This is a genomic window from Pseudomonas sp. GL_117, from assembly GCF_057835125.1.
This window is the reverse complement of sequence record NZ_CM174418.1, coordinates 6004177-6029021: the sequence shown is the minus strand read 5'-3', so window position 1 is coordinate 6029021 and position 24845 is coordinate 6004177. Positions and strand designations below refer to the sequence as shown.

The 24845-nt window shown below is 62.2% G+C and carries 21 protein-coding genes; 13 read left to right on the top strand and 8 right to left on the bottom strand.

What is annotated here, in order from left to right; genetic code table 11:
- Positions 1 to 72: 72 nt before the first annotated feature.
- Complete coding sequence (locus AC3ISR_RS27655) at positions 73 to 1566, top strand: aldehyde dehydrogenase (RefSeq protein ID WP_192298004.1); 1494 nt, start codon at positions 73 to 75, stop codon at positions 1564 to 1566.
- Positions 1567 to 1723: 157 nt separating this feature from the next.
- Positions 1724 to 2866, top strand: a complete 1143-nt coding sequence (locus AC3ISR_RS27650) for an MFS transporter (RefSeq protein WP_192298003.1) — start codon at positions 1724 to 1726, stop codon at positions 2864 to 2866.
- 42 nt (positions 2867 to 2908) lie between these two features.
- Here the strand turns inward: AC3ISR_RS27650 and AC3ISR_RS27645 are convergent, their stop codons facing one another.
- Together AC3ISR_RS27645 and AC3ISR_RS27640 are read right to left on the bottom strand one after the other, a co-directional pair.
- Positions 2909 to 4474, bottom strand: coding sequence for a phospholipase D family protein (locus tag AC3ISR_RS27645; RefSeq protein ID WP_192298002.1), 1566 nt, complete (start codon positions 4472 to 4474; stop codon positions 2909 to 2911).
- Between the two features lie 62 nt (positions 4475 to 4536).
- Entirely contained in the window at positions 4537 to 5961 is a 1425-nt protein-coding gene (locus AC3ISR_RS27640; protein WP_463983689.1) for an aminotransferase-like domain-containing protein, read from the bottom strand.
- A gap of 166 nt (positions 5962 to 6127) precedes the next feature.
- Between AC3ISR_RS27640 and AC3ISR_RS27635 the strand changes: the two genes are divergently transcribed.
- Positions 6128 to 6352, top strand: a complete 225-nt coding sequence (locus AC3ISR_RS27635) for a DUF1127 domain-containing protein (RefSeq protein WP_192298000.1) — start codon at positions 6128 to 6130, stop codon at positions 6350 to 6352.
- Here the strand turns inward: AC3ISR_RS27635 and AC3ISR_RS27630 are convergent, their stop codons facing one another.
- On the bottom strand, positions 6353 to 7645 hold the full coding sequence (locus AC3ISR_RS27630; RefSeq protein ID WP_192297999.1) for an NAD(P)/FAD-dependent oxidoreductase: 1293 nt from the start codon (positions 7643 to 7645) through the stop codon (positions 6353 to 6355). It abuts the gene before it with no gap.
- Positions 7646 to 7759: 114 nt separating this feature from the next.
- Here AC3ISR_RS27630 and AC3ISR_RS27625 point away from each other — a divergent pair, with 114 nt between their 5' ends.
- Positions 7760 to 8113 (top strand): YkgJ family cysteine cluster protein, encoded by a 354-nt coding sequence (locus tag AC3ISR_RS27625; protein WP_177005603.1) that lies wholly within the window; start codon positions 7760 to 7762, stop codon positions 8111 to 8113.
- A gap of 38 nt (positions 8114 to 8151) precedes the next feature.
- Here the strand turns inward: AC3ISR_RS27625 and AC3ISR_RS27620 are convergent, their stop codons facing one another.
- Positions 8152 to 8640 carry an Lrp/AsnC ligand binding domain-containing protein gene (locus AC3ISR_RS27620; RefSeq protein WP_003176896.1) on the bottom strand — a complete coding sequence of 163 codons (489 nt, stop codon included), beginning with the start codon at positions 8638 to 8640 and terminating at the stop codon, positions 8152 to 8154.
- 156 nt (positions 8641 to 8796) lie between these two features.
- Here AC3ISR_RS27620 and dadA point away from each other — a divergent pair, with 156 nt between their 5' ends.
- The 6 genes from dadA to AC3ISR_RS27590 all read left to right on the top strand — a co-directional run bounded on the left by dadA (position 8797) and on the right by AC3ISR_RS27590 (position 14891).
- On the top strand, positions 8797 to 10098 hold the full coding sequence (gene dadA / locus AC3ISR_RS27615) for a D-amino acid dehydrogenase (RefSeq protein ID WP_192297998.1): 1302 nt from the start codon (positions 8797 to 8799) through the stop codon (positions 10096 to 10098).
- Positions 10070 to 10423, top strand: a complete 354-nt coding sequence (locus AC3ISR_RS27610; RefSeq protein WP_034110260.1) for a RidA family protein — start codon at positions 10070 to 10072, stop codon at positions 10421 to 10423. The genes dadA and AC3ISR_RS27610 overlap by 29 nt, the downstream gene beginning before the upstream one ends.
- 78 nt (positions 10424 to 10501) lie before the next feature.
- Entirely contained in the window at positions 10502 to 11575 is a 1074-nt protein-coding gene (alr, locus tag AC3ISR_RS27605; RefSeq protein WP_463983688.1) for an alanine racemase, read from the top strand.
- A gap of 116 nt (positions 11576 to 11691) precedes the next feature.
- Entirely contained in the window at positions 11692 to 12240 is a 549-nt protein-coding gene (locus tag AC3ISR_RS27600; RefSeq protein ID WP_003176893.1) for a cupin domain-containing protein, read from the top strand.
- A gap of 181 nt (positions 12241 to 12421) precedes the next feature.
- Positions 12422 to 12832, top strand: a complete 411-nt coding sequence (locus tag AC3ISR_RS27595) for a c-type cytochrome (protein WP_042945469.1) — start codon at positions 12422 to 12424, stop codon at positions 12830 to 12832.
- Between the two features lie 136 nt (positions 12833 to 12968).
- Entirely contained in the window at positions 12969 to 14891 is a 1923-nt protein-coding gene (locus AC3ISR_RS27590) for an acetyl-CoA hydrolase/transferase C-terminal domain-containing protein (RefSeq protein ID WP_463983687.1), read from the top strand.
- 138 nt (positions 14892 to 15029) lie between these two features.
- Here the strand turns inward: AC3ISR_RS27590 and AC3ISR_RS27585 are convergent, their stop codons facing one another.
- Both AC3ISR_RS27585 and rep read right to left on the bottom strand, forming a co-directional pair.
- Entirely contained in the window at positions 15030 to 15602 is a 573-nt protein-coding gene (locus AC3ISR_RS27585; RefSeq protein WP_025856334.1) for a xanthine phosphoribosyltransferase, read from the bottom strand.
- Positions 15603 to 15659: 57 nt separating this feature from the next.
- Entirely contained in the window at positions 15660 to 17669 is a 2010-nt protein-coding gene (gene rep / locus AC3ISR_RS27580) for a DNA helicase Rep (RefSeq protein WP_192297995.1), read from the bottom strand.
- Positions 17670 to 17925: 256 nt separating this feature from the next.
- On the opposite strand from rep, the gene AC3ISR_RS27575 reads away from it, so the two are divergent.
- Positions 17926 to 19590, top strand: a complete 1665-nt coding sequence (locus AC3ISR_RS27575; protein WP_192297994.1) for a putative bifunctional diguanylate cyclase/phosphodiesterase — start codon at positions 17926 to 17928, stop codon at positions 19588 to 19590.
- Between the two features lie 144 nt (positions 19591 to 19734).
- On the opposite strand, the gene AC3ISR_RS27570 is transcribed toward AC3ISR_RS27575, so the two are convergent.
- A complete protein-coding gene (locus AC3ISR_RS27570) occupies positions 19735 to 21138 on the bottom strand; it encodes a NorM family multidrug efflux MATE transporter (protein WP_192298244.1) in 1404 nt (467 codons plus the stop codon).
- A 152-nt stretch (positions 21139 to 21290) separates the two neighbouring features.
- On the opposite strand from AC3ISR_RS27570, the gene AC3ISR_RS27565 reads away from it, so the two are divergent.
- Together AC3ISR_RS27565 and AC3ISR_RS27560 are read left to right on the top strand one after the other, a co-directional pair.
- The gene (locus AC3ISR_RS27565) at positions 21291 to 22211 is read left to right on the top strand and encodes a LysR substrate-binding domain-containing protein (RefSeq protein WP_192297993.1); all 921 of its coding nucleotides are present in this window, start codon (positions 21291 to 21293) and stop codon (positions 22209 to 22211) included.
- 177 nt (positions 22212 to 22388) lie between these two features.
- On the top strand, positions 22389 to 24365 hold the full coding sequence (locus tag AC3ISR_RS27560; RefSeq protein ID WP_305391737.1) for a methyl-accepting chemotaxis protein: 1977 nt from the start codon (positions 22389 to 22391) through the stop codon (positions 24363 to 24365).
- 75 nt (positions 24366 to 24440) lie between these two features.
- Here AC3ISR_RS27560 and AC3ISR_RS27555 read toward each other — a convergent pair whose 3' ends face one another.
- Positions 24441 to 24803 (bottom strand): antibiotic biosynthesis monooxygenase family protein, encoded by a 363-nt coding sequence (locus tag AC3ISR_RS27555; RefSeq protein ID WP_192297991.1) that lies wholly within the window; start codon positions 24801 to 24803, stop codon positions 24441 to 24443.
- Between the last annotated feature and the right edge of the window lie 42 nt (positions 24804 to 24845).

The window sequence follows — 24845 nt, the reverse complement described above, 5'->3', positions numbered from 1 at the left end:
CGGGCAAGAATTCTTTGAGGCTGCCGGGGGACATCACCTGGCCCTTGTATTCAATAAGAGGAGGACACTCGCATGACCACCCTGACCCGTGCCGATTGGGAACAACGCGCCAAGGACCTGAAGATCGAAGGCCGCGCCTACATCAACGGCGAATACACCGCCGCAGCTTCCAGCGACACGTTCGAATGCATCAGCCCGGTCGATGGCCGCCTGCTGGCCAGCGTGGCCAGCTGTGACGCCACCGACGCCCAGCGCGCCGTGGAAAACGCCCGCGCCACCTTCAATTCCGGTGTCTGGTCGCGCCTGGCGCCGGCCAAGCGCAAAGCCACCATGATCCGTTTCGCCGCGTTGCTCAAGGCCAATGCCGAAGAGTTGGCGCTGCTCGAAACCCTGGACATGGGCAAGCCGATCAGCGACTCCCTGAATATTGACGTGCCCGGTGCAGCCAACGCGCTGAGCTGGAGCGGCGAGGCGATCGACAAGATCTACGACGAAGTCGCGGCCACCCCTCACGACCAATTGGGCCTGGTGACGCGCGAGCCGGTGGGCGTCGTCGCTGCCATTGTGCCGTGGAACTTCCCGCTGATGATGGCCTGCTGGAAACTCGGCCCGGCGTTGTCCACAGGTAACTCGGTGATCCTCAAACCGTCCGAAAAGTCTCCGTTGACTGCCATCCGCATCGCTGCCCTGGCCGTCGAGGCCGGTATTCCAAAAGGCGTGTTCAACGTGTTGCCAGGTTACGGCCACACCGTAGGCAACGCGCTGGCGCTGCACATGGACGTCGACACCCTGGTGTTCACAGGTTCGACCAAGATCGCCAAGCAGCTGTTGATCCGCTCCGGCGAGTCGAACATGAAGCGTGTATGGCTGGAAGCTGGCGGCAAGAGCCCGAACATCGTGTTCGCCGACGCCCCGGACCTGCAAGCCGCTGCCGAATCCGCCGCCGGCGCCATCGCCTTCAACCAGGGCGAAGTCTGCACCGCCGGTTCGCGCCTGCTCGTGGAGCGCTCCATCAAGGACAAATTCCTGCCCATGGTGATCGAGGCCCTCAAGGGCTGGAAGCCCGGCAACCCGTTGGACCCGGCCACCAACGTCGGTGCACTGGTGGACACCCAGCAGATGAACACGGTGCTGTCGTATATCGAAGCCGGTCACGCCGATGGCGCCAAGCTGGTGGCGGGCGGCAAGCGCACCCTGGAAGAAACCGGTGGCACCTATGTTGAACCGACGATTTTCGACGGTGTGACCAACGCCATGAAAATCGCCAAGGAAGAGATCTTTGGTCCAGTCCTGTCGGTGATCACCTTCGACAGCGCCGAAGAAGCGGTCAAGATCGCCAACGACACCATCTACGGCCTGGCCGCAGCGGTGTGGACGTCGGACATCTCCAAGGCGCACCTGACCGCCAAGGCGCTGCGTGCCGGTAGCGTGTGGGTCAACCAATACGACGGTGGCGACATGACCGCACCGTTTGGTGGCTTCAAGCAATCGGGTAATGGTCGCGACAAGTCGCTGCACGCGTTCGACAAATACACCGAGCTGAAGTCGACCTGGATCAAGCTGTAACTTTCAGGGCTCACCGCAGGTAAAAGTGTGGGAGCGGGCTTGCTCGCGAATACGGTGTATCAGTACCAGATGAGCTGGCTGGCCCACCGCATTCGCGAGCAAGCCCGCTCCCACAGTGTTTTGTGTGATCTCAGGAATTATCCACAGGAGCGTGGACATGCGTTGGGCGACTTATTTCGCCGTTCTGGCCTCGGTCCTCAGCGTTGGCCTGGCCCTGGGGGTCAGCATGCCGCTGGTGTCCCTGCGACTCGAAGGCTGGGGCTACGGCAGTTTTGCCATCGGGGTGATGGCGGCGATGCCAGCTTTTGGCGTGTTGCTGGGGGCGAAGCTTTCCAGTCGTTTGGCCTCGTGGCTGGGCACTGCCAATTTGATGCGCCTGTGCCTGTGGGGCGGGGCGCTGTCCATCGGTTTGCTGGCGATTTTGCCGAGCTATCCGGTGTGGCTGGTGCTGCGGCTGATGATCGGGGTGATCCTGACCATCGTGTTTATCCTCGGCGAAAGCTGGATCAACCAGTTGGTGGTGGAGCAATGGCGTGGCCGGTTGGTCGCGTTGTATGGCTGTAGCTATGCCTTGAGCCAACTGTCCGGGCCCTTGCTGCTGGGCCTGATCGGCACCGACCATGACTACGGCTTCTGGGTGGGTGTCGGCTTATTGGTGGTGGCGCCCGTGTTGTTGCTGGGACGCTCCGGTGCACCCACTGCCGAGTCGTTCAGCGTGACCTTCGCCGACCTGTGGCGCTTCTGCCTGAGCCTGCCGGCGATTGCCTGGGCGGTGGCCTTATTCGCCGCGTTCGAGGCGATGATTCTGACGCTGCTGCCGGTGTATTGCCTGCAACAGGGCTTCACTGCCGAGATCGCCTTGGCGATGGTCAGCACCGTGGTGGTGGGTGATGCGCTGCTGCAATTGCCCATCGGTGCGCTGGCTGACTACCTGCCGCGACGCACGCTGTTCCTCAGTTGTGCGGTGTTGCTGCTGGCGTCGAGCCTGGCGATTCCGCTGACCTTGCACACGTTGTTGATCTGGCCGGTGTGGGTGGTGTTCGGCGCCAGTGCCGGAGGGTTGTTCACCCTGTCGTTGATTCTGATCGGCGAGCGTTATCGCGACGATGCGCTGGTGCGCGCCAATGCCCACGTAGCGCAGTTGTGGGGGATTGGCTGCCTGATCGGGCCGTTGGTGGCGGGGGCAGGGAGCCAGTGGATCAGCGGGCATGCGTTGCCGTTCCTGATGGCGGCCGGCGCGTTGGGCCTGGTGGTGTTGCTGCTGCGCCAGGGGGCGTTCGGCGCAGCGCAACCGGCCTGACCTTACCGTGCAGTCAGCTCCCACAGTTGATCGGTGTTGTTCTTAAAGCATGCGTTCCAGGCCCACAGACGTGGCAAACCATGCATTGAAGCGACGCCACCAACTGCCCGGCTCGCGGGTCAGGGTGTGCAATTGGCCGTTGTCCTCGGTCACCCACACCAACTGCCCATCCTGCAATTTCGGTTCATAACTCAACGCTGGCGCCATGCCTTGCAGCGCCAGGTTGCGCACATGTTCCGCCAGTTCGGGACTGTCGACCAATACGCCGACTTCGGTGTTCCAAAGCACCGAACGCGGGTCGAAATTGAACGAGCCGATGAAGGACTTTTCCCGATCAAAGATCATCGCCTTGCTGTGCAGGCTGGAGTCCGAACCGCGAAAGGTGCCACGCCGAAACAGGTGGGGGCCGCTGCCGCTGCCATCGCCCGGTTGGCGGCGCAGTTCGTAGAGTTTCACCCCGTGTTCCAGCAGGGCCTTGCGATACGGCGCGTAGCCGCCGTGCACGGCCGGAACGTCGGTGGCCTCCAGGGCGTTGGTCAGCAGGCTCACGGACACGCCCGCGTCGGCGCGCCCGGTCAGGTAAACCAGCCCCGGCTGGCCGGGCACGAAGTACGCCGAGATCATGATCAGCTCGTGATTGACCCCTGCCAGCTCTGGCGCGAGTTGGGTGGTGAGCAGCAAGTGCGGGTCCGGTTCGGCCGTGGCCAGCACCTTGCTCGGCGCATCCCACAGCGCCTGGTTCCAGGCCCAGATCAACTCGCGGCGCCAAGTGTCCATGCGCGGTTGGGTCTGATAGGTGCGCAGCCGGTTGTACAGGGCGTAACGCTGCTGGCGTGATTCGGCCAGCGACTCTTGCAGGCGCGCGCGCGCGGTCGCCAAGTCGCCTTTGGATGGCGTGTTGGAGACAAAGTCGTCAATCGGCTTGCTCAGGGCGCTGTTCCAGTACTGGTCGAAGCTGTGGCCGAGCTGCTCGGCCACCGGGCCCAGGCTGAGCATGTCGATGTCGGTGAAATTCAGGTTGGGCTCGGCGTCGAAATACTCATCGCCCAGATTGCGCCCGCCGACGATGGCTGCGCTGTTGTCGGCCAGCCACAACTTGTTGTGCATGCGCCGGTGCTGCAAAGACAGATTGAACAGGCGACCCATGGCCCGCGTCACGCCGGTGCTGCGGCCCAGATGCAACGGGTTGAACAGGCGGATTTCGATCTTGGGGTGGGCGGCGAGGGTGGCGATGATCTGGTCGAGGCCGTCGCTGGTGGTGTCGTCCAGCAGGATGCGCACACGCACACCGCGGTCGGCGGCCTTGAGCAGTTCGTCCACGAGCATGCGCGTGCTGATACCGTCGTGGACGATGTAGTACTGCAAGTCGAGGCTGGTCTGGGCGTTGCGGATCAGTTCGGCGCGGGCCATGAACGCCTCGCTGCTGTTGGGCAGCAGGCGAAACCCGGAGCGGCCCTGGTAAGGCGCGGCCTGGGCCTGGATCGAGCGGCCGAACGACGACTGGGCGGCGGGCAGCGCATCGCTGGGGACGCGCGGTGCGTTCACGGTGGCACAGCCGCCGAGGGCCAGGGCTCCCAACAGGAAAAACGGGAATAGCCGTTGCATCATCAAGGGAGTCGCTTCCAGATCAGGGCGGTTGTCGACATCTGACGGCTATTTCTCGGGAAAGGTCAGTGCATTTCCTCGTTCAGTAGCTTGGTCGCGGCAGCGCCGACCTTGCGCACGGCCTCTTCGATCTGCGGGCTCGGCTTGGCGCCGTAGTTCATGCGCAGGCAGTTCCGGTATTTGCCCGAGGCCGAGAAGATGCTGCCTACCGCCACCTGTACGCCTTGTTCCAGCAAGATCCGGTTGAGCTTCAAGGTATCAAAGCCATCCGGCAACTCGACCCACAGCATAAAGCTGCCCTGAGGGCGGCTGGCCCGTGTGCCCGCGGGAAAGTAGCGGCTGACCCAATCGAGCATCAGGTCGCGATTGCGCTGGTATTGAGTGCGCATCCGCCGCAAATGCGGTTCGAAATGGCCGTTTTTCAGAAATTCCGCGATTGCAATCTGCGGTTGGGTCGCCGTGGAGCCGGTGCTGATGTATTTCATGTGCAGTACCCGTTCCAGGTAACGCCCCGGCGCTACCCAACCGATGCGCAGGCCGGGCGCCAGGGTTTTGGAGAACGAACTGCAGAGCAGTACGCGGCCGTCTTCGTCGAAGGATTTGATCGTGCGCGGGCGCGGGTAGCTGTAGGCCAATTCGCCATACACATCGTCTTCGATGATCGCCACGTCAAAGCGCTGGGCCAGGGTCAGCAGGGCGCGTTTGCGCGCTTCCGGCATGATGTAGCCCAGCGGGTTGTTGCAGTTGGGGGTCAGTTGGATGACCTTGATCGGCCATTGTTCCAAGGCCAGTTCCAGGGCTTCCAGGCTGATGCCGGTGATGGGGTCGGTGGGGATTTCCAGGGCCTTCATGCCCAGGCCCTTGAGGGTCTGCATGGCACCGTGAAAGCTGGGTGAATCCACCGCGACAATATCCCCAGGTTCACAAATGGCGCGGATGCTCGCAGACAGCGCCTCATGGCAGCCGGTGGTGACCACAATGTCTTCGGCGTTCAGTTGGCAGCCGGAATCCAATGACAGCCGGGCGATCTGCTCGCGCAATTCCATACAGCCCATGATGTTGTCGTAATACAGCCCTGGCAGATCCTGGCGGCGGCTCACGCGGGCGAGGCTGCGCAGCAGGGGTTTGAGGGTCGGTGACAGCACATCCGGCATGCCGCGGCCCATCTGTATGACGTCTTTGCGCGGGACGGCGCGAATCAGCTCCAGCACCTGGTCCCACTGGGAAATGTCCACCGGGCGCTGGGCCGGGCGGCCGACTTCGGGCAGGGCCGGCAACTCGCGGCCGACCGGCACAAAGTAGCCGGATTTGGGCTTGGGCATCGCCAGGCCATTATCTTCCAGCAAGCGATAGGCCTGTTGCACGGTGCTCAGGCTGACCCCGTGTTCCACGCTCAAGGCGCGGACGGAAGGCAAGCGATCGCCGGGACGGTAGAAGCCTTGTTCGATGCGGGTGCCCAGCAAATCGGCGAGGTTGACGTAAAGGGTCATGGTGGTCGCTCCCAGGAGACCAGTACAGATGCAGCGAAAATACAGGATTCAGCGGCCTATAGGCAGTGTCTGTATGGATTTAATAAAAATTGATTGGATCTGTAATGGTTTTGCTCGCGCGCCCATCCTAGTCACTCATGGCAACAGGTAAATGAGGGGCGACACAATGAGCGGCATGAGCGATGTGCGGTTGGCGTTACGCAGTCAGGAACTGGAAGCGGAGCAGGGACGCACGCTGTCGGCGCCGGCCAACAGCCGCTGGAGTCTGTTCTGGCACCGCAGCCATACGCGTAAGGCCTTGCTGGACATGACCGCCGAACAGCTCAGGGACATCGGCCTCAGCGCAGAACAGGCGCGCCAGGAAGGGGTGAAACCGTTCTGGCGCAAGTGATCACATCAGCTCTTTGAGGCGGTGCCAGAGCATCCCTAGCGCTAACAGTGGCGAGCGCAAATGCTTGCCGCCGGGGAAGGTGATGTGCGGCACCTGGGCGAACAGATCGAAGCGGCCCTGCTGCTGGCCGCTGATGGCCTCGGCCAGTAGCTTGCCCGCCAGGTGCGTGGCGTTGAGGCCATGGCCGGCGTAGGCCTGGGCGTAATACACATTGGGTTGGTCGGGCAGCCGGCCGATCTGCGGCAGGCGGTTGGCGCCAATGCCAATCATGCCGCCCCACTGGTAATCGATCTTCACGTCGGCCAGTTGCGGGAACACCTTGAGCATTTTCGGCCGCATATAGGCGCCGATGTCCTGCGGATCGCGGCCGGAGTAGTGGCAGGCGCCGCCGAACAACAGGCGTCGGTCGGCGGACAAGCGGAAGTAGTCCACCGTCACCCGCTGGTCGCATACGGCCATGTTCTGTGGCAGCAGGCTGGCGGCCTGGGCTTCGCTCAATGGTTCGGTGGCGATGATGTAGCTGCCGGCGGGCAGCACTTTGCCGCTCAACTGCGGGTTCAAGCCGTTCAGGTAGGCGTTGCAGGCCAGCACCAGGGTGTTGGCGCGCACGTTGCCCTGGGCGGTGTGCACGTTGATCTCGGGGCCGTAGTCGATGCGCGTGACGGCGGATTGCTCAAACAACTGCACGCCCAGTTGCTGCGCGGCGGCGGCTTCGCCCAGCGCGAGGTTGAGTGGGTGCAGGTGGCCGGAGCCCATGTCGATCATGCCGCCTACGTAGCGGTCCGAGCCGATCACGCTGCTCATCTGGCTGGCTTGCAGTAGGCGTACTTCGTGGCGATAGCCCAGGCTGCGCAACTCTTCGGCGTCTTCGGCCAGGCCTTGCAGGTCGCGGGGTTTGTTGGCGAGGTCGCAGTAGCCCCAGGTCAGGTCGCAGGGGATCTGGAAGCGTTCGACGCGCTCGCGCACGATCTCCACAGCCTCCAGGCCCATCAGCTTCATCTGTCGCACGCCGTCGCTGCCGATCACTGGGGTGAACTGCTCGAGGCCATGGCCGACGCCGCGAATCAATTGGCCGCCATTGCGCCCGCTGGCGCCCCAGGCGATTTTGCGGGCTTCCAGCAGCACCACGCTGAAGCCGCGCTCGGCCAGCTCCAGGGCGGTGTTCAGCCCGGAAAAGCCACCGCCGACCACGCACACGTCGGCCGTCATTTCGCCGGTCAGTACCGGGTAATCGGGTTGCGGCACGCTGCTGGCGGCATAGTAGGAAGCGGTGTGCCGGGCGCTGGCGGTCATGGGAGCATCCCTGTTTGGAAAATTTGACGCAGGATACAGCGGTCGGACGACGCTGTCTCACCGCGGGCTTTTGCGGCAGAATCCACGCCTATTCGCCGTTCGGTACGTGTTTCGATGAGTTGCAACAGCCAAAAGATCAGCGCACTGCGCCGACAGATTCCTTCGTTCGAGTGCGTCCCCGGCTGCCACGACTGCTGTGGGCCGGTGACCACTTCGCCTGAAGAAATGTCCCGCCTGCCACGCAAGACTGCGGCCGAGCAGGACGCTGCCATGGACGAGTTGAACTGTGTGCACCTGGGCCCAAACGGTTGCACGGTGTACGACGAGCGGCCGCTGATCTGTCGGCTGTTCGGCACCACCAAGACCTTGCCGTGCCCGAATGGGCGACGGCCGGTGGAGCTGATCCACCCGCGGGTGGAAAAGCAGATCCACGACTATATGGCGAGCACCCGGCAGGTATTGGTCTGACAGGTGTACTCGGTCAAAGTGTGGGAGCAGGGTGCCAGTTAATCGGGAATCGGCAGGTTCAGGCTCTCTTTCACTTCTTCCATCACGATATAGCTCTTGGACTCCCGCACATGGGGCAGCTTGAGCAGGATGTCGCCAAGCAATTTGCGGTACGAGGCCATCTCGGAAATCCGCGCCTTCACCAGGTAGTCGAAGTCACCCGACACCAGGTGGCACTCCAGCACATGGGGCAGTTTCAGTACGGCGCGGCGGAATTCCTCAAAGGTGTCGCCTGATTTGTAATCGAGGCTGATCTCGACAAATACCAGCAAACTCCCCTTCAAATGCTGAGGGTTGAGCCGTGCGTTGTAGCCCATGATGATCCCTTCGCGCTCCAACCGGCGCACGCGCTCGGTGCACGGCGTGGTCGACAGCCCGACTTTTTCTCCCAGCTCCGTGAACGAAATCCGCCCGTCGGTTTGCAGGATTCGCAGGATGTTGCGGTCGATCTTGTCCAGCTCCCGCTTGGTCTGGGTATTGGTACGCATAGGGGATCTGCCTCTGTGAAAAGGGTTTTTGCCGAGAATTGTCGCCAAATATAGGCATTTATATAGTGAAATGCACTGGTCATTGTTTTTTAAACTGCGCTCATCATTGCTCGAACAACACACGTCAGCGGCCACGCCCGCGATGAGGATATAAAAATGCGCGTTCTGGTCTTGGGTAGCGGCGTCATTGGTGTGACCAGTGCCTACTATTTGGCGCGGGCCGGCTTTGAAGTGGTCGTGGTCGACCGTCAGCCCGCCGCTGCCATGGAAACCAGTTTCGCCAACGCCGGCCAGGTGTCCCCAGGCTACGCCTCGCCCTGGGCGGCACCGGGCGTACCGCTCAAAGCCATCAAGTGGCTGCTGCAACGCCACGCACCGCTGGCGATCAAGGCCACTGCCGATGTCGATCAATACCTGTGGATGGCGCAGATGCTGCGCAACTGCACCGCCAGCCGCTATGCGGTAAACAAAGAACGCATGGTGCGCTTGTCCGAATACAGCCGTGACTGCCTCGACGAACTGCGCGCCGAGACCGGCATTGCCTACGAAGGTCGTAGCCTGGGGACTACCCAGTTGTTCCGCACCCAGGCCCAACTCGATGGCGCCGCCAAGGACATCGCCGTACTGAAAGAGTCCGGCGTGCCGTTCGAACTGCTTGACCGTGCCGGTATCGCCCGTGTGGAGCCGGCCCTGGCCAGCGTCACCGACATCCTCGCCGGTGCCCTGCGCCTGCCGAATGACCAGACCGGCGACTGCCAGATGTTCACGACGCGCCTGGCCGAGATGTGCACGCAGTTGGGCGTGGAATTTCGCTTCGAGCAGGACATCCAGCGCCTCGACTACGCCGGCGAACGCATCAACGGCGTGTGGATCGACGGCAAGCTGGAAACCGCCGACCGCTACGTACTGGCCCTCGGCAGTTACTCGCCCAAATTGCTCAAGCCGCTGGGGATCAAGGCGCCGGTGTACCCGCTCAAGGGGTATTCGCTGACCGTGCCGATCACCAACCCGGCGATGGCCCCGACTTCGACCATTCTCGACGAAACCTACAAGGTCGCGATCACCCGCTTCGACAACCGCATCCGCGTTGGCGGCATGGCGGAAATCGCCGGTTTTGACCTGTCGCTCAACCCGCGTCGGCGCGAAACCCTGGAGATGATCGTCAACGACCTTTATCCTCAGGGCGGCGATCTGGCCGAAGCGACTTTCTGGACCGGCCTGCGCCCGACCACACCCGATGGCACGCCGATCGTCGGTGCCACGCCGTTCAAGAACCTGTTCCTGAACACCGGCCACGGCACCCTCGGCTGGACCATGGCGTGTGGCTCGGGCCGCTTGCTGGCCGATCTGATGGCCAGGAAAACCCCGCAGATCAGCGCCGCAGGCCTCGATATTTCCCGTTACGGCAACCACCAGGAGTCCGCAAAACATGTCAATCCAGCGCCAGCTCACCAATGAGCGCATGAGCCAGATCGTAGTCCACAGCGGCACCGTCTATCTGGCCGGGCAAGTCGGCGACGACATGAACGCCGGGATTGAACAGCAGACCCGTGAAACCCTGGCCAATATCGAGCGTTTGCTGGACCTGGCCGGTACGGACAAGACCAAGTTGCTGTCGGTGACGATCTACCTGAAAGACATCGACGCCGATTTCGCCGGCATGAATGCGGTGTGGGACAAGTGGCTGCCCAAGGGCGTCGCCCCGGCCCGCGCCACGGTCGAAGCCAAGTTGTGCGAACCGCAAATCCTGGTAGAGCTGTCGGTCGTGGCTGCGCTGCCGTAAACCCAGATCCTCCCCCGGTGCCGACGTTATTGGGCGGCATCGGTTTTTCTTCACTCTGTCGCCTAGAAGCCTGCCGCCATGCGTCCTGCCCGTGCCCTGATCGATCTCCAAGCCCTGCGCCACAACTACCAATTGGCCCGTGAAGTCACGGGGGCCAAGGCCCTTGCCGTGATCAAGGCGGATGCCTATGGCCACGGTGCCGTGCGGGTGGCCCAGGCGTTGGAGGCCGACGCCGATGGGTTTGCCGTGGCGTGTATCGAAGAGGCGCTGGAGCTGCGCGCCGCCGGTATCCGCGCGCCGGTGTTGCTGTTGGAAGGTTTTTTCGAGGCTGACGAGCTGCCACTGATCATCGAGCATGATTTGTGGTGCGTGGTGCATTCGTTGTGGCAGCTGGAGGCGATCGAGCAGGCCAGGCTGAGCAAGCCGCTGACCATCTGGCTCAAGCTTGACTCCGGCATGCACCGCGTCGGCCTGCATCCCAAGGATTATCACGAGGCGTACCAGCGCCTGCTGGCCAGCGGCAAAGTGGCCAAGATCGTATTGATGAGCCACTTCGCCCGCGCCGATGAGCTTGATTGTGCGCGCAGCGATGAGCAAGTGGCGGTCTTCGACGCGGCGCGCCAAGGCCTGGCGGCCGAGGTCAGCCTGCGCAACTCGCCGGCGGTGATGGGCTGGCCCAACGTGTCCAGCGACTGGGTGCGCCCCGGCATCATGCTGTACGGCGCGACGCCGTTTGGCGAAGACCAGGCCGTGGCCGCGCGCTTGCAGCCGGTGATGACCCTGGAATCCAAAGTCATTTGCGTCCGTGAACTGCCGGCCGGCGAGCCGGTGGGCTACGGCGCCAAGTTCATCACGCCAAAACCGATGCGCATCGGCGTGGTTGCGATGGGCTATGCCGACGGTTACCCGCGCCACGCGCCGACCGGTACGCCGGTACTGGTCGCCGGGCAGCGCAGCCAATTGCTCGGCCGTGTGTCCATGGACATGCTGTGCATCGACCTGACGGACGTGCCTGAGGCGGGTCTCGGTTCGACCGTGGAGCTGTGGGGCAAAAACATCCTCGCCAGCGACCTCGCCACTGCCGCCGAAACCATTCCCTACCAGATCTTCTGCAACCTGCGCCGAGTGCCAAGGCTCTATTGCGGCGATTGACCGCCCGCTACGAACGCCGCTGCCCGGGATTTAGGCCCAAGTGTTGTAAATACTGAACGCTGTCGCCATGATAACGCTCAATTACAACAAAGCCTGAATCCTAGGAGGCTCCTGCATTGGACGTCGGCGAACGACTGCAATCCATCCGTAAACTGAAGGGTCTTTCCCAGCGCGAGCTCGCCAAGCGTGCGGGTGTCACCAACAGCACCATTTCGATGATCGAAAAAAACAGCGTCAGCCCCTCGATCAGCTCCTTGCGCAAGGTGCTGGGCGGTATCCCCATGTCCATGGTCGAGTTCTTTTCCGAGGAGATCCTCCAGGAAATACCGACGCAGATCGTCTATAAAGCCAATGAGCTGATCGACATCTCTGACGGCGCCGTCACCATGAAACTGGTAGGCCGGGCGCACCCCAGCCGGGCGATTGCGTTTCTCAACGAGATCTACCCGCCGGGCGCCGACACTGGCGAAGAAATGCTCACCCATGAAGGCGAAGAAACCGGGATTCTGGTGGAAGGTCGTCTGGAATTGGTGGTCGGTCTTGAAACTTTTGTGCTCGAAGCCGGCGATAGCTACTACTTTGAAAGCACCAAGCCCCATCGTTTTCGCAATCCGTTCGATGTGCCGGCGCGACTAATCAGCGCAGCCACACCCGCGAACTTTTAACAAAAGAGGCGCCCTGCCAGCGTTGCAGAGGTTCCCGCAGCCGTATCCGCAGGGCCGAATCCCCCTTTATTTAATAGGGTTGTTTCGGCCCGGCGGGCTAACCGTTATACTTTCGCCGCCTGCGAAACCGTGGCCGCAGGCGTGAATAGCCACCATTGAGGGTGAACGCGTGAACCTAATTATGAAAATGCTGGCTGCACCAGCAACCGTACTGGCCCTATGGGCTGTCAGCGCTCAAGCTGCGACCAATGATGACATTGCCAAACGCCTGGAGCCGGTCGGCCAAGTCTGCGTCCAGGGCCAGGAATGCAAGGGGATGGAAGTCGCTGTCGCCGCTGGTGGAGGCGGGGCGAAAACCCCGGATGACATCATTGCCAAGCACTGCAACGCCTGCCACGGTACCGGCCTGTTGGGCGCGCCGAAAATCGGTGACACCGCCGCCTGGAAAGAGCGCGCCGACCACCAGGGCGGCCTCGACGGCATCCTGGCCAAGGCGATCACCGGTATCAACGCCATGCCGCCAAAAGGCACCTGCGCTGATTGCTCGGATGACGACCTCAAGGGCGCCATCAAGAAGATGTCCGGGCTTTAATCCGCCGATCTTCGCCAAAAAAGCCGCTTACGAGCGGCTTTTTTGTGCCCGTTATGTGTGCTGAGGGCTGTTCATTGCAGCAAACACCCGCCACTCTCTGTCCAACCCCTAATCACGGAATGTTCAGGAGGGTCGGATGGTGCAGTTGTGTTCAATCGAGCAAGCAGTTGACGACGTACTCGCGCGTTTGCCGGCGCATATTCATTTGGGCATGCCGTTGGGTCTGGGCAAGCCCAACCTGTTCGTCAATGCGTTGTACCGGCGCGTTGCCAAGCTGCCGGAGCGGGCGCTGACGATCTACACCGCGCTGAGCCTGGGCCGTCCAACCCTGGGCGACGGCTTGCAGAAACGCTTTCTCGAACCTTTTATTGAACGGGTGTTTGGCGATTATCCCGAGTTGGATTTTCTCGCCGACCTACGCAAAGACAGCCTTCCACACAACATCCGCGTGCAGCAGTTCTTCATGCAGCCCGGCAGCCTGCTGCACAGCACTTCGGCCCAGCAGGATTACGTCAGCAGTAACTACAGCCACGCCGCCCGGGACATCAACGCCGCCGGCCTGAACCTGGTGGCGCAACTGGTGGCCAGCAGCGCCGAGCATCCTGATCGCCTGAGCCTGAGCTGCAACCCTGACATCACCCTCGACCTGCTACCGATGATCGCCAAGCGCCGCGCCGCCGGGGAAACCGTCCTGATCGTCGGCCAGGTCCACACCGAGTTGCCCTACATGCCCGGTGATTCCGAACTGGGCATGGACGCCTTTGATTACCTGATCGACGAAAAGGACAGCACCACGCTGTTCTCCACGCCAAACATGCCGGTGGGGTTTCAGGACCACTTTATCGGCCTGCACGCCAGCACCCTGGTGCGCGATGGCGGCACCTTGCAGATCGGCATCGGCTCCATGGGCGATGCGCTGACCGCCGCGCTGCTGGCGCGCCAGGCCGACAACGAAGCCTACCGCTCGTTGCTGACCGACCTCGACGTGTACCAGTGGGCGCCGCTGATCAGCCATGAAGGCGGCGTCGAACCCTTCGCCCGCGGCCTTTACGGTTGCAGCGAAATGTTCGTCAACGGTCTGCTGGTGCTGGCCGATGCCGGGATTGTGCGGCGCAAGGTCTACCCGGATGTGCCGACCCAGGAACAGGCCAACGCCGGCACCCTGGACGATGCCGCGCAACCGGATGGGGTTTCGATCCACGGCGGTTTCTTTGTCGGGCCGCGGAGTTTTTACCAGCGCCTACAGGAGATGACCCACGGCAAACGCCTTGAATTCAACATGACCCGCATCAGCTACATCAACGAGCTGTACGGCCAGGAAGAACTCAAGCGCCTGCAACGCCTGGATGCGCGGTTTATCAACAGCGCAATCATGGTCACCTTGCTTGGTGCGGGGGTGGCCGACCAGTTGGAAGATGGCCGGGTACTCAGCGGTGTGGGCGGGCAGTACAACTTCGTGGCCCAGGGCCATGCGCTGGAGGGCGCGCGCTCGATCCTGATCCTGCGCAGCTGGCGCGAGGCGGCGGGGGAGGTCAGCTCCAATATCGTCTGGGACTACGGCCACTGCACCATTCCCCGACACTTGCGGGACATTGTCATCACCGAGTACGGAATCGCCGACCTGCGCGGTCAGACGGATGCCAAGGTGATTGAGGCGTTGCTCAATATCACCGACTCACGCTTCCAGCACGACTTGATCGAACAGGCACAGAAGGCCGGCAAGTTGCCCAAGGATTTTCAGCTCGATCCGCGCTTTGCCGACAACACGCCGCAGCGGCTCACAGGTATCCAGGCCCGGCATCGACGGTTATTTACGGAGTACCCGCTGGGCAGCGACTTTACCGATGAGGAGCGGGATCTGTTGCGCGCGTTGAACTGGCTCAAGAGCAAATTCAAGCTGACGGAGATTTTGGAGTTGGGCAAGGCGGCGTTGGATGCGCCGGAGCCGGAGGTGTTTCCAGAGCACTTGAAACGGATGGGGTTGGATCAGCCGGAAGGGCTGAAAGAGGACTTGTACCAGCGCCTGCTGCTCGCCGGCCTACAGGCCACCGCGCACTAACAACCCACACAAAACCAACTGTGGGAGCTGGCTTGCCTGCGATAGCGGAGTGTCAGGCGACATCAATGTCGCTGTACCACCGCGATCGCAGGCAAGCCAGCTCCCACATTTTTAACCGTGTGCGTTCAGGAGTAGTGCTTACTCGATGAAGGTCACCACACCACCCTCCAGCGACTTCACCCGTGCCAGCGACTCAACCCGATAACCCTGCGCATCCAGCTCTGCACGGCCACCCTGGAACGATTTCTCGATCACGATCCCCAGGCCGGCAACGGTGGCACCGGCTTGCTTGATGATCGAAATCAGCGCCTGGGACGCCTTGCCGTTGGCCAGGAAGTCATCAATCACCAGTACACGGTCGCTGCTGGTCAGGTGGCGCGGCGAGATCGCCACGGTGCTTTCGACCTTCTTGGTGAAGGAGTACACCGTCGCCGACAGCAGGTTTTCGGTGAGGGTCAACGATTGCTGCTTGCGTGCAAAAATCACCGGGACCCCCAGGTTCAGGCCCGTCATGATCGCCGGCGCGATGCCCGAGGCTTCGATGGTGACGATCTTGGTGATGCCCGAATCCTTGAACAGCGCAGCGAATTCGTCGCCGATCAGTTTCATCAGCGCCGGATCGATCTGGTGGTTCAGAAAGGCGTCGACCTTGAGTACCTGATCGGAAAGCACGATGCCTTCTTCGCGAATTTTCTTGTGCAGTGCTTCCACGAAAGCTTCCTCTGTTGACGCAATTCGCGTCGAAAGTAGATTGAAAAGTAGTCGATTCTAGCGCTTTAGCATCGCGCGTATGTCCGCCAGGGCGGTGTTGCCGCGAACGGCTTTCACCTCGGTCGGGGTGTCGTCATTGCCTTCCCAGGCCAGGTCGTCCGGCGGCAGTTCATCCAGGAACCGGCTGGGGGCACAATCGATGATTTCGCCGTATTGCTTGCGCTTGGCGGCAAAGGTGAAGGCCAGGGTCTGACGGGCGCGGGTAATGCCCACGTAGGCCAGTCGGCGTTCTTCCTCGATGGTGTCGGCTTCGATGCTGGAGCGGTGTGGGAGGATTTCCTCTTCCATGCCCATGATGAACACGTAGGGGAATTCCAGGCCCTTGGATGCATGCAAGGTCATCATCTGCACACCTTCGGCGCCGTCTTCCTCTTCCTGCTGGCGTTCGAGCATGTCGCGCAGCACCAGCTTGCCGATGGCGTCTTCGACGGTCATCTCGCCGTCTTCGTCTTTTTCCAGGGTGTTCTTCAGCGCTTCGATCAGGAACCAGACGTTGCCCATGCGGTAATCCGCGGCCTTGTCGCTGGAGCTGTTGGTGCGCAGCCAGTTTTCATAGTCGATGTCCATGACCATGCTGCGCAGGGCGCTGATCGGGTCTTCGCCGGCGCACTGCTCGCGGACCTTGTCCATGAAGCGCTTGAAGCGCGACAGGCGGTCGGTGAAACGGGTGTCCAGGTGTTCGCCCAGGCCGATCTCGTCGGTGGCGGCGTACATCGAGATCTTGCGTTCGGTCGCGTAGTTGCCGAGCTTTTCCAGGGTGGTGGAACCGATCTCGCGGCGCGGCACGTTGATCACGCGCAGGAAGGCGTTGTCGTCATCCGGGTTCACGATCAGCCGGAAGTAGGCCATCAGGTCTTTTACTTCCTGACGTCCGAAAAAGCTGTTGCCGCCCGACAGGCGATACGGCACCTGGTGGTGCTGCAATTTCAGCTCGATCAGCTTGGCCTGGTAGTTGCCGCGATACAGGATCGCGAAATCGCTGTAGGGCCGGTCGGTGCGCAAGTGCAGGCTGAGGATTTCCACGGCCACGCGCTCGGCTTCGGCGTCTTCGTTGCGGCAGCGGATCACGCGGATCTCGTCGCCGTGGCCCATCTCACTCCACAGTTGTTTTTCAAACTCGTGGGGGTTGTTCGAGATCAGCACGTTGGCGCAACGCAGGATGCGGCTGGTGGAGCGATAGTTCTGCTCCAGCATCACCACTTTCAGGGACGGGTAGTCGTCCTTGAGCAGCATCAGGTTTTCCGGGCGGGCGCCGCGCCAGGCGTAGATCGACTGGTCATCGTCGCCTACCACGGTGAACTGGTTGCGTTTGCCGATGAGCATTTTCACCAGCAGGTACTGACTGGCGTTGGTGTCCTGGTATTCGTCCACCAGCAGGTAGCGCACCTTGTTCTGCCATTTTTCGAGGATGTCGGCGTGTTCCTCGAACAACTTCACGGGCAGCAGGATCAGGTCGTCGAAGTCCACCGCGTTGAACGCCTTGAGCGTGCGCTGGTAGTGGGTGTAGACGATGGCGGCGGTCTGTTCCTTGGGGTTGCGTGCGTTTTCCAGGGCCTGGGGCGGCAGGATCAGGTCGTTCTTCCAGGCGCCGATCATGTTCTTGATCTCGTCCACGCCGTCGTCGCCTGCGTATTCCTTCTGCATGATGTCGGTCATCAGCGACTTCACATCGGTCTCGTCGAAGATCGAGAAGCCGGGTTTGTAGCCCAGGCGTGCATGCTCCTTGCGGATGATGTTCAGGCCCAGGTTGTGGAAGGTACACACGGTGAGGCCACGGCCTTCGCCACCCTTGAGCAGGGTGCCGACGCGCTCTTTCATTTCCCGCGCCGCCTTGTTGGTAAAGGTCATGGCGACGATGTACTGGGCGCGGATGCCGCAGTTCTGGATCAGGTGCGCGATCTTGCGGGTGATCACGCTGGTCTTGCCGGAGCCTGCGCCGGCGAGCACCAATAGAGGGCCGCCGACGTAGTTCACGGCTTCTTGCTGCCGGGGATTGAGTCGGGACATACAGAATTTCAGGAGTCGTTGTTCAAAAGGGCGGGCATTTTAACAGGCTGGCAGGATTCTGCTCTCTCAGAACGACGGTGTGACGTACCACTCGATCTAAATTTGCCGGTTTTGCTACTTTGCCGCAGGATGTCAGGGCATTTGCGACTAACTGCGTGCAGTCTGTGTATTTGATAACCCCTATCATTGGTGATTGTCAGGCCGCACGTCATACTGCCTGTCGCCAACGAAATCTTGCAGAGTCTAGGGAGCTAGCTTGTCTACGCCTGTCGAACCCTTGCGTTTGCTGCTGCTGGCCGATGAGCCGGCATGGGCAGCGTTGTTGCGCGAGTGCCTGGCGCCGATGGGCGATGGGGCTGTGCTGATCAGTGCACCAAATTGGGATTCCGTAAGTCGTCTGTTTGATGACGACCACGGTGCCGTGCTATTGACCACGCCAGGCCTGCAACCCGCTCCCGGTCGTTGCAGCTTGCCGTGTGTGTTGCTGTTGGAGCAGGAGCCGCTGGTGCCGCCGTTGGGTGCCAGCGATTGGCTGGTTCGCACGGTGTTGGACGCCGATACATTGCGCCGCTGCCTGCGCCATGTGCGCGAACGCGGTGTGCTGGAAAACACCCTGCAACGCCTCGCCGAGCAAGACCCGCTGACCGGTATCGCCAACCGCCAGGGTTTCCAGACCTTGCTGGCGGCGCGGCTGGCCGAGAATGAAGGTCGCGGCCTGGCCCTCGGTCACCTGGACCTCGACAATTTCCGTCACGCCAACGACGCCCTCGGGCACCAGGCCGGCGACCGGTTGATCCTGCAAGTGGTCTCGCGGCTCAAGAGCCAGCTGGAAGCCGGCGACCAACTGGCGCGCCTGGGCAGCGACGAATTCGCCCTGCTGATCGACACCCGCCGTGCGCCCCAGCGCGCCGAGTGGATGGCCGAACGCATTACCGAGGTCATGGCCGAACCCTACTGGGTGGACGGTGAAAGCCTGTTGATCGGTTGCAGCCTGGGCATGGCCCATGCGCGTGCGCGTGCTGGCGCCGACCCGCTGATGTGGCACGCCCACATCGCCATGCAGCAAGCCAAGAGCACACAGGGCTGCACCTTTCATATTTTCAACGAACGCATCAATCGTAACGCGCGCAGCCTGGCCGACCTGGAAAGCGAACTGCGCCGCGCCTTGCGTCGGGATGAGCTGGAGTTGCACTACCAGCCGCGCCTGGACCTGGACGACGGGCACATCGTCGGCCTCGAAGCCCTGGTGCGCTGGCGTCACGGCGAGCGCGGCCTGTTGCCGCCCAGCGAATTCGTGCCCCTGGCCGAGCAAAGCGGGCTGATCGTGCCGTTGGGTTACTGGGTGATTTCCCGGGCCCTGCGCGACATGCAAGACCTGCGCGAACGTGGCCTGCCGCCGTTGCACATGGCGGTCAACCTGTCGTTCCGCCAGTTCCAGGACAGCCAATTGCTCTCCACCCTCAGCCGGCTGATCGCCGAACGCGGCGTGGAAGCGCAATGGCTGGAATTCGAACTCACCGAAACCGCCGTGATGCGCCGCAGCGATCTGGTCAAGCAGACCATGGACGCCCTCGGTCGCCTCGGCGTGCGCTTTTCCCTGGATGACTTCGGCACCGGTTTTTCATCGTTCGTGCACCTCAACAGCCTGCCGATTGCCTTGCTCAAGATCGACAAGAGCTTTGTCGGCGGCATGGAAGAGCGCGAAGAGAACCGCAAGCTGGTGCACGCGATGATCAACCTGGCCCACAACCTCAACCTGGAAGTGGTGGCCGAGGGTGTGGAAACCCCTGAGCAACTGGCGTTGTTGCGGTTGTTTGGATGCGACCAGGCCCAGGGGTATCTGATCAGCAAGCCGTTGCCGTTGCCGGAGCTGATCGAGTACCTGACCTTCGGCAAAGGCCGTGAGGCTTTACTGGGTTGAATTGCAACGCCGGTCGACTGTGCGAGCGGGCTTGTGTGGGAGCGGGCTTGCTCGCGAATGCGGTGTATCAGTCACTGACTATTTGGCTGACCCAGCGCATTCGCGAGCAAGCCCGCTCCCACAGTTGTAGACCTGGTTAGGTCGTTACTCCGCGTGTGCCGCCTGAAATGTGGCTTGGGCCTGCGGCTCGTGGCGGATCATCCGCTTCATCTTCGCCTCAAACGCCCACGTCAGGCTCACCGCCGCACACGCCAGCCCCAGCGCCAAACCCCACCACACGCCTGTCGGCCCCCAACCGAGGGTGAACGCCATCAGCCACGCCGACGGTGCACCGATTAGCCAATAGCAACCCAGGCCCACCAGGAAAGTGGTCTTGGCGTCCTTCAGCCCACGAATGCAGCCCATGGCAATGGTCTGCACCCCGTCGAACAACTCGAACCACGCCGCCACGGCCAGCAAGCTGACGGCCAGGACGATCACGTCGTGGAATGCCGGGTCGTTATGGTCGAGGAACAGTCCTATCAATGGGTCGGAAAACAGCCACAGCACCGCCGCAAATCCCAACATCACCGCGGCGCCAAAGCCGATGCCGACCCGGCCGGCCAAACGTGCCTGCAGCAGTTGCCCGGCACCGTAATGCTGGCCGATACGCATGGTCACCGCGTAGGACATTCCCGCCGGCACCATGAAGGCCACCGAGACGATTTGCAGGGCGATCTGATGCGCCGCCAGCTGCGTGCTGCCCATGGTGCCCATGCACAGCGCGGCGAAGGCAAACAGTCCGACCTCGACCGCATAGGTGCCGCCAATCGGCAGGCCCAGGCGCCACAGTTCGCGCAGATAGTGCGTGTTCAGGCGTAGGAGGCCGGTGCCCAGCGGGTAGGCAGCATAGGCGCGGTTGCTGCGGATGTACCACATCAACGCCAACGCCATGCCGTTGGCCACAATCGCGGTCACCAGGCCGATGCCCATCAAACCCAGTTTCGGCAAGCCGAACATGCCTTCGATCAAGGCGTGGTTGAGCAGGTAGTTGAGCACCGTGCCACACAGGCTGATCACCATCACCGGGGTGGCCTTGCCGATGGCGCTGGTGAAACCGCGCAAGGCCATGAAGCTCAGGTAGCCGGGCAGGGCGAAGGGCAGGATCGTGAGGAATTGCCCGGCGGCGTGCACGTTGGTTTCGGTCTGGCCGAACATCAGCAGCACCGGCTTGAGGTTCCACAGCAGCAGGGCGGCGGCCAGCGCCATCAGCCAGGCCAGCCACAGCCCGGCCTGGGTCAGGCGTGTTGCACCGTCGATGTCGCCCGCGCCATGCCGGATCGCTACCAGGGTGCCCACCGCCGCAATCACGCCGATGCAGAAAATCGACACGAACGAATAGCTGGCCGCGCCCAGGCCTCCGCCGGCCAAGGCTTCGGGGCTCAGGCGGGCCATCATCAGCGTGTCGGTCAGCACCATCAACATGTGCGCCAACTGTGAGGCAATCAACGGCCCTGACAGCCGCAGAATGGCCCAGAGTTCGGTACGTGCCGGATGCTGCATGATCATCACGCTCAAAAAGTCATAGGGTTGTGGAAGGGTTGATTCTCGGCGCTCTGGGCCTATTGCACAAAGGGATAAAAGCGATCACTTGCATGATTAAAACTCATGCCTGAATGATTCTGGTAGGGTTTCGGCATCCTGCTGTCGGAGCCTTCCCTATGTCTCGTCGTCTTCCTCCGCTTTACGCGTTGCGCGCATTTGAAGCCGCGTCCCGACACCACTCTTTCACCCGCGCGGCAGAGGAGCTGTCCATCACCCAAAGCGCGGTGAGCCGGCACATCCGCACCCTGGAGGAACATTTCGCCTGCCGCCTGTTCCAGCGCAGCGGCCGTACGTTGCAGCTCACCGAAGCGGCCCGCCTGCTGCTACCGGGCGTGCGTGAAGGCTTCGCCGCCCTTGAGCGGGCCTGCCATACCTTGAACGCCGAAGATGACATCCTGCGCATGAAGGCGCCGTCCACCTTAACCATGCGCTGGCTGCTGGCGCGGCTCAGCCGGTTCCGCGCGTTGCAGCCGGGCAACGAGGTGCAATTGACCAGCGCGTGGATGAGCGTGGACGAGGTGGACTTCAACCAGGAGCCGTTCGACTGCGCGGTGCTGTTGAGCGACGGGCATTTTCCGGCGGACTGGGAAGCCTGCTACCTGTTCCCTGAGTTGTTGATCCCGGTGGGCGCGCCGAACCTGCTGGACGACGGCCCATGGGACGCTGCGCGCCTGGCCACTGCCGAGTTGCTGCATCCCACGCCCGACCGCCGTGACTGGCGCAACTGGCTGCAACGCATGGGCTTGTCGTCGCAGGTCTCGCTCAAGGGCGGGCAGGTGTTCGATACCCTTGAGCTGGGCATGATCGCCGCTGCGCGGGGTTACGGCGTGTCCATGGGGGACTTGCTGATGGTGGCCGAAGACGTCGCCCAGGGGCGATTGAGCCTGCCGTGGCCAACTGCCGTGGCCAGTGGGGAAAATTACTATCTGGTGTGGCCGAAAACCCGTCCCGGCGGTGAGCGCCTGCGCCGCTTGGCGGACTTTCTCCAGAGCGAGGTGCAGGCCATGGCACTGCCGGCGGTAGAGCGCCTCGATTGAAGGGGGATGGCTCGGTATAGCAATCGTTTGCGTGATCCCCCTGCACAGTGCTCAAGTATTGCTCGGCGCCGCCGAAGTAGGTGTGTTGGAACCATCGTACTCCAACACTACCCACCCGATAATTTGCCGAGCAGCGCTATGAGATCAGGATGATCCTGGCCTCGGCCAGGAGCTGTCATGTCTCAACCTCGTGCTCGGATTGCTTCCCAGCTAGGCCTCGCGCTCGCCGTGATTCTGGCTGTCGTCATCAGCGGCAGTACGGTGTTTGCCTTGCGTTCCCTCGACTCCGCCAACCTCGACACCCGCGAGGAACACCTGGCCAGCGAAGCGCGCCTGCTCGCCGATCAACTCAACACCTTCCACAGCACCTTGCGCGAAAGTACCCAGCGCTTGAGCGGGTTGTTCGAGAAGCGCTTCGGCGCCGGTTTGAGTGTGCGTGCCGACCAGCCGGTGAGCGTGGCCGGCGTGCAGACCCCGGGCCTGTACCTGGGCAACGCGGTGCTGAACAACGATTTCGCCGAAGTCGATGAGTTCAAGGACACCTCGGGCGGCGTGGCCACCGTGTTTGTGCGCACGGGCGAGGACTTTGTGCGCGTCAGCACGTCCCTGACCAAACAGGACGGCAGCCGTGCCATCGGCACCGCGCTGGATCACCAGCATCCGGCCTATCAACGCCTGCTGGCCGGGCAAAGCTACGTCGGCCGTGCAGTGTTGTTCGAACGTTCCTACATGACCCAGTACACGCCGGTGCGCGATAGCGCGGGCAAAGTCATCGCGGTGCTGTTTGTCGGTTTCGACTACACCGACGCGCAAAACGCCCAGTTCGATAACCTCAAGCGTTTCCGCATCGGCCAGACCGGCTCCCTGGCGCTGCTCGATGAGCAGAAACACTGGCTGGTGCCGCCCGCGGGCGTGCAGGCGCTGGACCAGGCGGCCCCAGTGATCGTCGACCTGGCGAAAAAGCCGGGTGAAGGGCGCTTCTGGAGCGACAAGAACGAAGACTTCTACAGCGTCGCGGTGCCGTTCGACGGTGGGCCGTGGTCGGTGGTGGCGAGCATGCCCAAGGCAGAGATTCGCTCCGTGACGTGGTCGGTCGGGATTCGCCTGATCATCGGCAGCGTACTGGCGATGTTGCTGGCGGTGGGCGCAACGGTGTGGTTGCTACGCAGCAAGCTGGCGCCGTTGAGCGACCTGGTACGCCAGGCCGAAGCCCTCGGCGCGGGCGATTTGAGTGCCCGTCTGAACGTCTCCAGCCATGACGAAATCGGCCAACTGGCACGCAGCTTCAACCAGATGGGTGAAGCGCTGTCGACCATGGTTTCGCATATCCGCAAGGCCGCCGAAGAGGTCAACAGCCGCGCCCAGGCGTTGTCCGGTTTGTCTGGCGGTGCCTATGAAGGCATGGAGCAGCAATCCGGCGAGATCACCAGCATGGCCGGCGCGGTGGAAGAGTTCAGCGCCACCTCGTTGAACATTGCCGACAATATGGGCAGCACCGAACGCCTGGCCCAGGAAAACGCCCAGCAGACGCGCATCGGCCGCAATTCGATGCAAGAGGCGTCGTCGTCCCTGGAGCACATCGCCACCGCCTTGAACAGCACGGCCACGGTGATCAACACCCTCGGCCAGCGTTCCCAGGAAATCGGTGGGATCGTCGGCGTGATTACCTCCATCGCCGACCAGACCAACCTGCTCGCGCTCAACGCCGCCATCGAAGCCGCGCGCGCCGGTGAGCAGGGCCGTGGGTTTGCCGTGGTGGCCGATGAAGTGCGCAACCTGGCCTCGCGTACCCGCCAGGCCACCGACGAGATTTCCGGGATGATCCAGAGCATCCAGCAGGAGACCGGCAACGCCATCAGCACCATGGAGCATGGCAACGTATTGATGCAGGAAGGCCTGTCGCGCAACGCCGATGTCGCGTCGGCCCTGGCGCGCATCGATGAGCAAAGCCGTTCGGCGGGGCAGCAGTTTGCCGCGATCACCACCGCGACCCAGGAGCAGAGCAGCACCGCGACCTTGCTCAGCAGCAACCTGCAAAGCATTGCCCTGGCCAACAGCGAGCAGCGTGAAGTGGTGTCGAACCTGGCGATTACCGCCAAGGAGCTGGAGACATTGGCGGCGGGCCTGCGCCATGAGGTTGACCGCTTTCGTTGACCCAGACACGGCAACGCCGGTGTACGGGATAGCGATTCCCATACACCGGCGTTGCTCAAGCGCGTAAGCCGAGGGTTACACGGTGGCGCCCGCTGGCTGGGCGTCGATCACCTCGTTGTACGGCGCCTGGACCCGATCACGCAGGCCGTAGTCACGGATCACCGAGGTCACGCGCACGCGGTAGTCGTCGAAGATCTTGTCGCGGCCGGCTTTTTGCGCCGACAGGTGCGCGGTTACGTTGCGCCATTGGACCACGGCTTCTTCATCGCGCCAGGTGGTCACCGACATGACTTTCTTGGGGTTCAGGGTGCTTTGAAAGCACTCCACGGAGATGAAGCCTTCCATGGGCTCAAGCATCGGCGTCAGCTTGTTGACCAGATCGACATAGGTCTCGCCCTGGCCCGGCAGCGCTTGCAGCTCAAACAAAACTACGATCATGTTAATTCCTCATCCTTGTGTTTTTAGTGGGTGTCGCTCAGG

Coding starts and splice junctions, on each gene's coding strand:
- AC3ISR_RS27625 (WP_177005603.1), top strand. CDS start 7,760: ATGAGTTGCAACAGCCAAAAGATCAGCGCACTGCGCCGACAGATTCCT.
- AC3ISR_RS27655 (WP_192298004.1), top strand. CDS start 73: ATGACCACCCTGACCCGTGCCGATTGGGAACAACGCGCCAAGGACCTG.
- AC3ISR_RS27570 (WP_192298244.1), bottom strand. CDS start 21,138: ATGATCATGCAGCATCCGGCACGTACCGAACTCTGGGCCATTCTGCGG.
- AC3ISR_RS27620 (WP_003176896.1), bottom strand. CDS start 8,640: ATGCGTACCAATACCCAGACCAAGCGGGAGCTGGACAAGATCGACCGC.
- AC3ISR_RS27555 (WP_192297991.1), bottom strand. CDS start 24,803: ATGATCGTAGTTTTGTTTGAGCTGCAAGCGCTGCCGGGCCAGGGCGAG.
- AC3ISR_RS27630 (WP_192297999.1), bottom strand. CDS start 7,645: ATGACCGCCAGCGCCCGGCACACCGCTTCCTACTATGCCGCCAGCAGC.
- AC3ISR_RS27645 (WP_192298002.1), bottom strand. CDS start 4,474: ATGATGCAACGGCTATTCCCGTTTTTCCTGTTGGGAGCCCTGGCCCTC.
- alr (WP_463983688.1), top strand. CDS start 10,502: ATGCGTCCTGCCCGTGCCCTGATCGATCTCCAAGCCCTGCGCCACAAC.
- AC3ISR_RS27590 (WP_463983687.1), top strand. CDS start 12,969: ATGGTGCAGTTGTGTTCAATCGAGCAAGCAGTTGACGACGTACTCGCG.
- AC3ISR_RS27565 (WP_192297993.1), top strand. CDS start 21,291: ATGTCTCGTCGTCTTCCTCCGCTTTACGCGTTGCGCGCATTTGAAGCC.
- AC3ISR_RS27635 (WP_192298000.1), top strand. CDS start 6,128: ATGAGCGGCATGAGCGATGTGCGGTTGGCGTTACGCAGTCAGGAACTG.
- AC3ISR_RS27650 (WP_192298003.1), top strand. CDS start 1,724: ATGCGTTGGGCGACTTATTTCGCCGTTCTGGCCTCGGTCCTCAGCGTT.
- AC3ISR_RS27595 (WP_042945469.1), top strand. CDS start 12,422: ATGAAAATGCTGGCTGCACCAGCAACCGTACTGGCCCTATGGGCTGTC.
- dadA (WP_192297998.1), top strand. CDS start 8,797: ATGCGCGTTCTGGTCTTGGGTAGCGGCGTCATTGGTGTGACCAGTGCC.
- AC3ISR_RS27610 (WP_034110260.1), top strand. CDS start 10,070: ATGTCAATCCAGCGCCAGCTCACCAATGAGCGCATGAGCCAGATCGTA.
- AC3ISR_RS27640 (WP_463983689.1), bottom strand. CDS start 5,961: ATGACCCTTTACGTCAACCTCGCCGATTTGCTGGGCACCCGCATCGAA.
- rep (WP_192297995.1), bottom strand. CDS start 17,669: ATGTCCCGACTCAATCCCCGGCAGCAAGAAGCCGTGAACTACGTCGGC.
- AC3ISR_RS27560 (WP_305391737.1), top strand. CDS start 22,389: ATGTCTCAACCTCGTGCTCGGATTGCTTCCCAGCTAGGCCTCGCGCTC.